A 9,134-nucleotide genomic window follows, 5' to 3' on the forward strand; every position below is an offset into this window, starting at 1 on the left:
CTTTTCCCTTTATAACCGGGCATTGCGGCGGAAAATGAGATTATTTCATCAGAGGCGAGAAAACGCGGTAGAAAGGCGAATCAAACAAAAGCGATTGCACCACGTCCGAAGTCATCCGCGTCAGGTTGACCACACGCGCGCAGTAATCGTACTGCTCCGCTATTTCCGCCAGATTCTCGGCGGTGTCCCTTCCGCCGACGGCGGCGCTTAGCAGCGAAAACGCCTTGTCATAATCCCCCGCGGACATCGCCGCCGTTACCGCGCGCGCGGCCTGCGGATACGCCTCCAGCCCGCGCGCCGCCCTTGAATAGCCGGAATCCGGATACAATCCTGTTAAAACGCGGGTCAGCGCATTGTTAAGCGTGTTGGAACGCCACAGCCGCGGCCTGTCCAGAAACTGCGGCATGACAATCCATGCCTGCGCCGCCTGCCGCCAGCGCGCGTCTTTATCCGCCGCCGCGGCAAGCGCCGCGTAAACCTGCGCCGCCGGCATATTCGCCGCGGCCATGGAAAACACCGCGCGGTAGGCCGCTTCCACCTCCGCGCCGCGCCCGGCCAGCTGCCCGCCTGCTGCGGCATAGGCGCGGGCCATGTCTTTGGGCAGGCCCGCGGGAACCGCGGCGGCGGCCTGCACCGCGGCCTTTTCCTGGCGCAGCCCGTCTATGCGCCCGGCTATAGCCGCGCCGGCCAGCGCGTCGCGCGAGGCGCCGCGCAGCCGCTCCAGCGAGGCGGCCTCGCCGCCGCGCAGCCCGTCCCTGCCGGCAAACCGCGCGGCATAGGATGAAAATTCCGCCTGCCGCGCCGAGGCCCTGTCAAGCAGCTTTTCCCGCGCAAGGAACTGCTCCGCAAGCAATTCCTCCACGCTGCGCCCTTTCTGCTCCATGGAAAGCGCGCGGCTCATCAAATCCTGATCGGCAAGCAGCTTGTCCGCCTTCAGGCCGGACAGCGCCGCCGCCTGCCGCGCCTTGTCGCCGCGCAACTGTCCGCGCAGTTCCTCCAGATTGAAGGCGGAACTGCGGCGCTCTTTTTCCAGCGCGGCGCGGTTCAGCCGCCACTCGTATTTCTCGCCGCCGCTGCGCGCGCCGCCGCGCGCGGCCCCGCCGGAAACCGCGCCGGAACCGGCTTCGCGCAGCCCCAGCACTACCGCCCCGGACTTGTCCGCCGGTATCTGCTGTCCCTCAAACAGCCGGCGCATGGCCACGGAGGCCTCCTCGTTTGAGAGCGACGGGTTGGCGGCGTCGCGTATCAGCGTGCGGGAGACGTTGAGAAAATTGGTGTTGAGATACCATTTCAGCTTCTTGACGGTATACGGCCCCATGGAAGACCCTGTCGCGGAGGCTGGCTGGCTGGTTTGCGCGGAGGACGGGGGCGCCGCCTCCGGACGGGCGGGGCGGTTGCGTTTTTCGCGCTCGTAAATCTGCGCGGCCTCCTGGGGATGGCTGCGTATCCAGAGTATTATCCCCTGGCGGATGGCGGCGCGGTCGCCGCCCTGCACATCGCCCGGGTAGGAACCGTAATCTCCGGAATCCATCATGGCGTCGGCCAGTTCGCCGGCAAACATCAGGTCGCTGGCGAGCCTGCTGGCAGTCTCTCCCAGCTTGCCGTCCGCCTGCTGCAATTGCGCGGAAGGCAGGTTCTCATCCAGAGAGGAAAACCCGTCCGGCGCGCCCGACGCGGCGGCGCACAGTAAAACGAGATGCAGAAGCCTCATTATTTAACCATAACAGACGCCGGCGGTTTTGTCAAACTTATCCCGAATGCTTCAGTTGGTTGCGTGAACCGAGGCGAAATAATGCCGGACAAAATTATCCGCGCGCGCCCCGCCCCGTTTTTGCCGCAGACCAAAATCCTGTGTTTGCGCCCCGAAGGCTTATTCCGGGGAGAGTGTATTTGCGCTTTTCGCGCAGGCGTGGCGGTAGCCGCATATCGCGCAGAATTCATGGCGTGGGGAAAAATCGTTTGCGGCGATGCCTTCGCCCGCTTTTGCGAACTGCTCCAGCGTCTTCTCGCCCTGGGAGGGGTTGTAGGGCGCGGTGGCCAGCTTGTCGTGATACAACTGCCATATGGTAAGCGACGCCGGCTCTATGCCCAGCGCGTTTTTCGCGCCCAGCGCGTATATGCACAATTGCAGGTTTTCGGCGGCGTCGGCATCGGAGCGCAGTTCAGGGCCCGTCTTGTAATCTATGATTTCATGGCCGCCGCCGGGGTGGCGGTCTATGCGGTCTATGGTGCCTTTTATGCGCCAGCGGCGATACGGAAATTCAAAAAACTGCTCGGCGCAGACGGTCAGGGTTTTGCGCTCCGCGTCGCGCCGCCAGAAGGTTTCAAGCAGCGCCTTGCCCTTGTCGTAATACTCCACCTGCTCCGCCGCGCTGACGTAGCCGCCGGTAAGCCAGCAGTCATCGTAGGATGAGAGCAGCTCCTCAAGCGAGCCGGCGCTTGCCCGGCGCGATTCCAGCGCCTTGTGCAGCGACACCCCCAGCGAGGACAGCGGGGTAAACGGCTCCCGCCGGTAATCAATGTACTTGTACTTGAACGAGACGGGGCAGTTCAGGTATGCCCGGACTTTGGAATAATTAAGCTCGCCCGGATCAAACATCGCGCCTCAGGAAATCCACCAGGCTGTCGCCGTATTTCTCGGAGCGGAAAAGGGAGTATCCCGCCGGGACCTCGAATTTTTCGGTTATATGGTGCTGGGCTATTATGCGCCCGTCTTCAGCCAGAAGCCCGCTTTGCGCTATGTCGCGCAAAACCGGGCCGGTAAGCGAAAGCATGTTGTTTTTCCCGTCGCGGTAGGGCGGCCCCATGAAAATCAGGTCAAAGCCCTCTTCTCCCGCGCGGTGGCGCAGCCAGGAAAGCCCGGCGGTTATATCGGCGCGCAGCGTCAGGGCGCGCTCGGCGAAGCCGAATTTTTCCAGATTGCGGTTTATGGCCTTGAGGCAGGCCTGGTCCCGCTCGGCAAAAACCACAAAACCCGCCCCGCGCGAAAGCGCCTCCAGCCCGACCGCGCCGGTTCCGGCGAACAGGTCCAGAAAACGCGAGGCCGGTATCCGCGGCCTGATGATATCAAACAGCGACTGCTTGATTCTGTCCGAAATCGGTTTCACGGGAAGATGCTTCGGCACGGAGATAAGCGTCCTGCCCTTTGCTGTCCCGGCAATAATGCGCATAATATATTATAGAATATCCGGGCATGGAAGAGAGAGCGCCCCTCATACTGGTGGCGGACGACGACGAGGTTTCCGGCCGGCTGGCGCATGACCTGCTGGACGGCGCGGGCTTTTCGGTTCACCTGCTGGGCAAATCCATAGACATAATACCCGCCATAAAACAGGCCAAGCCGGATATGGTGGTGATGGACATCACGCTCTCCGGCATGGACGGGCTGAAAGTCATCCGCATGATAAAGTCCGACCTGGAGATATCCGCCGTCAGAATAGTGGTGGTCAGCGAAAATGATTTTGAATACGAGAAGCAGCGCGCCTTCAAATACGGGGTGGAGGCGTTCATAAAAAAGCCTTTCAACGTGGATACTTTCGCCAGCCAGATAAGCCAGATACTCTCCGGCAACAAGGAACTGCTGACCGCTTTCGGCGGCGGCGTGGAGGAAGAGGAGATGCCCGGCGCCCCCCATGCCGACGATACCCTCTCCGAAACCCAGGCCCGGATAACCGTATGGGGGTGCAGGGGATTTGCGCCGGAGATGCCGAATCTGGTTTCCGCCTACGGCAAGCAGACCTCATGCGTGGCGGTGGAAACGCGCGAGCGTCTGGTTATTTTTGACGGCGGCTCCGGCATAATTCCGCTTGGCAGGAAGCTGCTGGCGGAAAGCGGACACCGCGACATCTGGATTCTGCTTACGCATTTCCATCTGGGCCATGTGATGGGGCTGCCCTATTTCCCCTGCCTTGCCAACCCGGCCTATACCATACGGATAGCCGGCGCCGGCCCGGGGGAGGACAAGTTCGCCGAGGCGGTGCGCGGCATATTCTACGCTTCGCCCTGGTGGCATGCGCCGCGTCCCAGGGCGCGCATTCTGATATACGAGATGTCCGGCGATGTGTGCGAGCTTGCGCCCGGCATCCGGGTCCGGACCATGCAGGCGCACCACCCGTCCATGACGCTGTGCTACAGGCTGGAGGCGGCAGGCAAGAAAATAGTTTACGCGCCCGACAGCGGCCTTTTCGGCGACGCCGCCGCCATGCAGGCCTATGACGAGAAGCTGGGCGAATTCTGCCGCCGGGCCGACGCAGTCATCCACGACGCCTGCTTTACCGACGAGGACTGGCAGTCCCGCCGGGAGGAGGGGCATTCCTCCCCCGCGGCGGCTATGGAGTTCGCCGCGCTTCAGGCCGAGGCGAAAAACCTCGTGCTGTTCCACTACGACGGCGCCTACTCCGACGAGACGGTGGACAAGATGACGGAACGGGCGGCCCGCCTGGCCAAGCTGAACTCCTGGGAAACGCAGTGCCATACGGCCAGAGAGGGGTTTTCGCTGACGCTGGAATAGTCCGCGCCGCCGGGTAAGTTTTTTAAGGGGGTTCTATGCGGCCAAACCCGCATGTGCTGGAGATAAACACCCGCTGCTGGCTGCGCCAGCTGCGCGACAAGTACGGCGCGCCGCTCACGCTCGCCTCGGTCCCGGACGAGGAATGGCAGGAGCTTAAGCATCTGGGCTTTGACGCGGTGTGGCTGATGGGCGTCTGGCGGCAGAGCCCGAAGGGGCGCGATGTGGCGCGCGCCACTCCGGACTTGCTTAAAGCCGTGGCCGCTTTCAGGCCGGATTACGACATAAACGACATTGCCGCCTCTCCCTATGCCGTGCGGGACTATACTCTGGACCCCGCGCTGGGCGCGGAGGGCGAGCTTGCCCTGCTGCGCGCCAAGCTCAACGGCATGGGCATCGGGCTGTTTCTGGATTTTGTCTCCAACCACCTGGCGCTGGACCATGCGCTGCTGGAATCCGCGCCGGACTGCTTCATACAGGCCGGCGCGGCGGAGGTCTCCGCGCACCCGGACTGGTTTTTTGAAAGCGCGCCGGGCCGCTTCACAGCCTACGGGCGCGACCCCAATTTCCCGCCCTGGCAGGACACGGCGCAGCTTAACTATTTCAACCCCCGCGCGCGCGCCTTCATGCTGGACACTCTGAAAAAAATAGCCTCCGTCTGCGACGGCGTCCGCTGCGACATGGTGATGCTCAACCTCAACGACATTCACGACGCCACCTGGGGCCGGCTGCTGGGAAAAAACGGCTTTGCGCGCCCGGAAACCGAATTCTGGGACGAGGCGATACGCGCCGTCAAGGAGGAGCATCCCCATTTCACCTTTATGGCCGAGGTTTACTGGGGGCTGGAATGGCGGCTTCAGGAAATGGGGTTTGACTATACCTACGACAAGGTTCTCTACGACCGCATGAGGCTCTCCGGCCCGGTGGACGTAAAAAGTCATTTGCGCGCCGAAAAGCTTTACCAGAAACGCTCCGTCCGCTTCCTGGAAAACCACGACGAGGCCCCCGCCGTATCCGCCTTCGGCAGGGAGAAATCCATAGCCTCGGCGGTGGCCATGGCCACGTTGCGGGGAATGCGGCTTTTCTACCAGCCGCAGATAAAGGGCATGAATGTAAAGTCGCCCATCCAGTATTCGCGGGCGGATTTCCCCGAGGACCCGTTTATCGGAAAGCTCTACAGCAAAATCATAAAAATAGCCGACCATCCCGCCTTTCACGGCGGGGAATGGGCTTTGGTGGAGCCGCGTCCCGCGGCGCCGGGCGACGCCGCGTTCAACAATCTGCTGTGCTGGTCCTGGCATCAGCGCCGGACATACAAGCTGATAATAGTGAACTACTCGCAAAACCGCGCGGCGGGCCGGGTGCCGGTCAACGCGTCCGCCAAAGGCGACTCATACGCGTTTTTCGACGAGTTGTCGGATATTTTCATGGTGCGCGCGGCAGGCGAGGTGCGGCCCGACGGCCTGCTGGTGGACCTGCCCCCCTACGGCGCCCACATGCTGGACCTGGAGTTTTAGATTGCAAGGATATAAAAGACGCGCCGCATTCCATATAATGGAATGCGGCGCGTTGTTTTGAATATGAGACTCTGTTACTTGGCGGCGTTTTTGCGGGAGGAGTTTATTGCGTCCTGCATTCCCTCCACCGGCACTCCGGCCTGCGGGTCCGCCGCGTTTTTCCAGTACCATTCGCCGATTTTTTTCATCCCGTAGCCCATGGCCGCGAAGGTGAGTCCGCCTGTTATTGCGCCCATGGAGCCGACCATCGCCCCTCCTGCTAATATCCCCACGCCGAGGGTTATCATCGGGTTGCTGCCCATGAACATGACGGCGCGGTTTACAGCCGAAGCGCCGCGTTTGACCTTTCCGGCGATTGACGACAGCCGTCCTTTTGCCGCCTGCGGCGCGACGGCGGGGGAGGGAACCGCCTGCGCGGTTGTGAATTTGGAGGAGGCCGCGCTCATGCCGCGGTAAGCGCCCGCCGGTTTCCGCGCCGCCGCGCCGGAGGAGCCGCCGTAAGCCGCGGTTAAATTCGCCGTTGCGCCGGATTTGGCGCGCGCCGCCGCGAGGCCGCCCGGCGCTTTGGCAGAATAATGGCTGGCCTGGTACTTGGCCAGCAGTTCGTAGTCGGGCATTTCGGCCTTGTAGGAGTGGTTGTCAAACGCCGCTTTGGCCGCCGCGGGAACCGCGGCGCGCGCGTCATCGTCATTTATTCCGCCGGCCAGGGCAAAGGCGGGGGAACATATCGCGATAGCCATAACAGCCAGTCTGTTCTTCAGCGCCATAACACTCTCCTTGAAACGAACGGATTTCAGCCGCCGGTCTGCCGGCGTATGATTAAATTACCGCAGGAATCCGGCGTTTGCGCATGAGGCATAAGACCTATATGGAATCGGGGACTTTCGGCCCCCATAGGCTTGCCGCCAAATCAATGCAGCGCTTTATCTGCGGGAATATGCGTAAAATGCGGCCTTGTCAGCATCCGCCGCAACTGCCGCCGTGCTGGACAGGCGGATGCCCCGATGAGTATCCCGGCAACGCGGGGTACTATTGATGGCCGCATAAATAAAAGCCTATGCGAAGGCCCGAATTCAGGCCGCGCGCCAGGCGCGGCTGCGCCGCTGTGCTGTCCGCACTGCAAACAGCCGCAACGACGCGCGCGGCCTGAAGGCGGGCCTCCCCGAAGGGGCCGAGCCGCTTTCGGGCTGCAACCGCGTCGCCAAAGGCCGGACATACGAACAGTATGTCCAGCCTTTGGCTTCTTGTTTCGCCGCGAAATCGGCTCAGTCGCATAGGCTTTTATTTATGCAGACATCAATAACCTGAATGTTTCAGTTGGATTGCGGGATTCGGCGAAAAATCGCTTCATACTGCCTTCACAAAATTATCCTTTCGCGCAGTGAGGCGCGCGCGCACAGCGGCTATCGTTGCAATGGCGGACACCTTATCAGGCATACCGCTGTTCGGCTGCGCTTTCAGGGGGATGGCGCGATGGAAATGTGCTTGCTCAGGAAATCGCGCAGGACGGCGGAATATTTCCCGGCCTCAAGATGGGACCGGCAGTGCCCGCCGGAAAAGCGGACAAATGTCTTCGGCGAGGCGGCGGCCTCGTAAACCCTGCGGCCCATGTCAAAGGGGACAAGCTCGTCTTTGTCGCCGTGAATCACCAGCAGCGGAGAGTTTACCCCGCCTATTTTTGAGAGGGTGTCATACCTGTAAGTAACCAGCCAGCGCATCGGCACATGCGGAAAAATCACCCCGGACATGTCCGTAATGGATGTAAACGGGCTGTCCAGAATCAGCGCGGCGGGCCGGTGGCGCAAAGCCGTTTCCACCGCGACGGCAGTGCCCAGAGATTCGCCCCAGAATATTATTTTTTCCGGCGGGATTTTCAGCGCGGAGACCATATATCCGTACGCCGCCTCCGCGTCGGCATACGTGCCTTTTTCGGACGGGATACCGGAGCTTTTGCCGTATCCCCTGTAATCAAACATCACGACCGTAGCGCCCAGCCCGCGGAAAATCGCGGCCTGATTCAGCCGCCCGCTCATGTTGCCGGCGTTGCCGTGAAAAAACAGAACCGCCGGCGCGTCAGGATTGGCGGCGGGAATATGCCAGATGTTTATCCGTTTGCCGTCCGGGGAACTGACGAAGGTTTCGCTCCATTCCAGCCCGAAACGGCCCGGCGTGGCGGCGATTCCGGAATCCGGAAAATACAGGCATCTCTGCTGGAACCACCACGCCGCCGGATACGACAGCGCGGCAATAACGGCAAACGCAACCGCCGGATGGATTTTAACGTCCGTCATGCCTGTATTATAACCCGGAAATTGCAGTTGGACAGCAGAGACGCGCTTTCCACGCCGGGCTACTGGCCGTAGCTGGGGAAGTCCTGCATTTCATCCTGTAAATCCAGCGGGGAAGGCTGGGACGGCTCGCCATCCTCCTGGGGCAGGCAGCCCGAAGGCGAAGAATCCGCTCCGGAGGACTGGACCCGCTTCACTTTGCAGTACACCCGGCTGGAGAATTTGCCGCCGAAGGTGACATTCTGCGTCTGAATAGCTACTTTGCCCAGCCTGTAAGCGGAGCTTTTGTACAGCGTCAGCCTGCCGCGCACGCCGCCCTCGTCCATCGTGATGACAAGGTTGCCGCCGTCAGACGACACTGCGCCGGTTTTTGAATTGAACACGGCCATGGCCGGCGCGCCGCCGCCGTCCATATTGCGGACATCCATGGACATGCCGTCTTTGCCGGCGGACAGTTTGCCCCCGGACAGCGAGAACGAAAAAGCCTCCCTGTCCCCGAGCAGGCCGCCCTTTTCGGTATGACACTGGAAACTGCCGCTGAAACCGCGCGGCGCTTCCGCGGCGCGCGCCGCGGAAACGCAGGCCGACATAATGACAATCATCGCAATTTTCATAAATTCCTCCGTATCAAATTGTCGCATACCGCGCCGGTGCGGCGCATGGGCCGCAAGACCCAGATTTGGCCTCCGCGCCGGAAGCATTTTCTAATTGAATAATGAGCCTGAAATCTCTCGTCGTGGCTCCGTCGGGATATTTTTTGCCATGCCTCCCGTTTTGATTGATTTTACCGTGTCTTTTTCCTCCGCTTCGCGCAGAATTCTG

Annotated in this window: 8 protein-coding genes; 2 read left to right on the forward strand and 6 right to left on the reverse strand. The window is 61.4% G+C overall.

Annotation, left to right across the window (positions count from 1 at the left end; genetic code table 11):
- Positions 1-40: 40 nt before the first annotated feature.
- From WC421_09235 to rsmD, 3 genes are all read right to left on the reverse strand, one after another.
- Positions 41-1,711: a hypothetical protein gene (locus tag WC421_09235; GenBank protein ID MFA5162417.1), complete on the reverse strand. Its 1,671-nt coding sequence runs from the start codon at positions 1,709-1,711 to the stop codon at positions 41-43.
- Between the two features lie 159 nt (positions 1,712-1,870).
- On the reverse strand, positions 1,871-2,599 hold the full coding sequence (locus WC421_09240; GenBank protein MFA5162418.1) for a PD-(D/E)XK nuclease family protein: 729 nt from the start codon (positions 2,597-2,599) through the stop codon (positions 1,871-1,873).
- Positions 2,592-3,170, reverse strand: coding sequence for a 16S rRNA (guanine(966)-N(2))-methyltransferase RsmD (gene rsmD / locus WC421_09245; GenBank protein MFA5162419.1), 579 nt, complete (start codon positions 3,168-3,170; stop codon positions 2,592-2,594). The genes WC421_09240 and rsmD overlap by 8 nt, the downstream gene beginning before the upstream one ends.
- 23 nt (positions 3,171-3,193) lie before the next feature.
- Between rsmD and WC421_09250 the strand changes: the two genes are divergently transcribed.
- Together WC421_09250 and WC421_09255 are read left to right on the forward strand one after the other, a co-directional pair.
- A complete protein-coding gene (locus tag WC421_09250; GenBank protein MFA5162420.1) occupies positions 3,194-4,510 on the forward strand; it encodes a response regulator in 1,317 nt (438 codons plus the stop codon).
- Between the two features lie 35 nt (positions 4,511-4,545).
- On the forward strand, positions 4,546-6,024 hold the full coding sequence (locus tag WC421_09255) for an alpha-amylase family glycosyl hydrolase (protein ID MFA5162421.1): 1,479 nt from the start codon (positions 4,546-4,548) through the stop codon (positions 6,022-6,024).
- A 74-nt stretch (positions 6,025-6,098) separates the two neighbouring features.
- Here WC421_09255 and WC421_09260 read toward each other — a convergent pair whose 3' ends face one another.
- The 3 genes from WC421_09260 to WC421_09270 all read right to left on the reverse strand — a co-directional run bounded on the left by WC421_09260 (position 6,099) and on the right by WC421_09270 (position 8,926).
- Positions 6,099-6,791, reverse strand: coding sequence for a hypothetical protein (locus tag WC421_09260; protein ID MFA5162422.1), 693 nt, complete (start codon positions 6,789-6,791; stop codon positions 6,099-6,101).
- A gap of 690 nt (positions 6,792-7,481) precedes the next feature.
- Complete coding sequence (locus tag WC421_09265) at positions 7,482-8,315, reverse strand: alpha/beta hydrolase (GenBank protein MFA5162423.1); 834 nt, start codon at positions 8,313-8,315, stop codon at positions 7,482-7,484.
- A 59-nt stretch (positions 8,316-8,374) separates the two neighbouring features.
- Positions 8,375-8,926, reverse strand: coding sequence for a hypothetical protein (locus WC421_09270; protein MFA5162424.1), 552 nt, complete (start codon positions 8,924-8,926; stop codon positions 8,375-8,377).
- Between the last annotated feature and the right edge of the window lie 208 nt (positions 8,927-9,134).

It is taken from the genome of Elusimicrobiales bacterium (assembly GCA_041651175.1).
In the GTDB taxonomy this organism is placed as follows: Bacteria; Elusimicrobiota; Elusimicrobia; order Elusimicrobiales; family Elusimicrobiaceae; genus JAQTYB01.

Excerpts from the sequence above, each read along its gene's own strand:
- WC421_09235 (MFA5162417.1), bottom strand. The coding sequence starts at position 1,711 with ATGAGGCTTCTGCATCTCGTTTTACTGTGCGCCGCCGCGTCGGGCGCG.
- WC421_09240 (MFA5162418.1), bottom strand. The coding sequence starts at position 2,599 with ATGTTTGATCCGGGCGAGCTTAATTATTCCAAAGTCCGGGCATACCTG.
- rsmD (MFA5162419.1), bottom strand. The coding sequence starts at position 3,170 with ATGCGCATTATTGCCGGGACAGCAAAGGGCAGGACGCTTATCTCCGTG.
- WC421_09250 (MFA5162420.1), top strand. The coding sequence starts at position 3,194 with ATGGAAGAGAGAGCGCCCCTCATACTGGTGGCGGACGACGACGAGGTT.
- WC421_09255 (MFA5162421.1), top strand. The coding sequence starts at position 4,546 with ATGCGGCCAAACCCGCATGTGCTGGAGATAAACACCCGCTGCTGGCTG.
- WC421_09260 (MFA5162422.1), bottom strand. The coding sequence starts at position 6,791 with ATGGCGCTGAAGAACAGACTGGCTGTTATGGCTATCGCGATATGTTCC.
- WC421_09265 (MFA5162423.1), bottom strand. The coding sequence starts at position 8,315 with ATGACGGACGTTAAAATCCATCCGGCGGTTGCGTTTGCCGTTATTGCC.
- WC421_09270 (MFA5162424.1), bottom strand. The coding sequence starts at position 8,926 with ATGAAAATTGCGATGATTGTCATTATGTCGGCCTGCGTTTCCGCGGCG.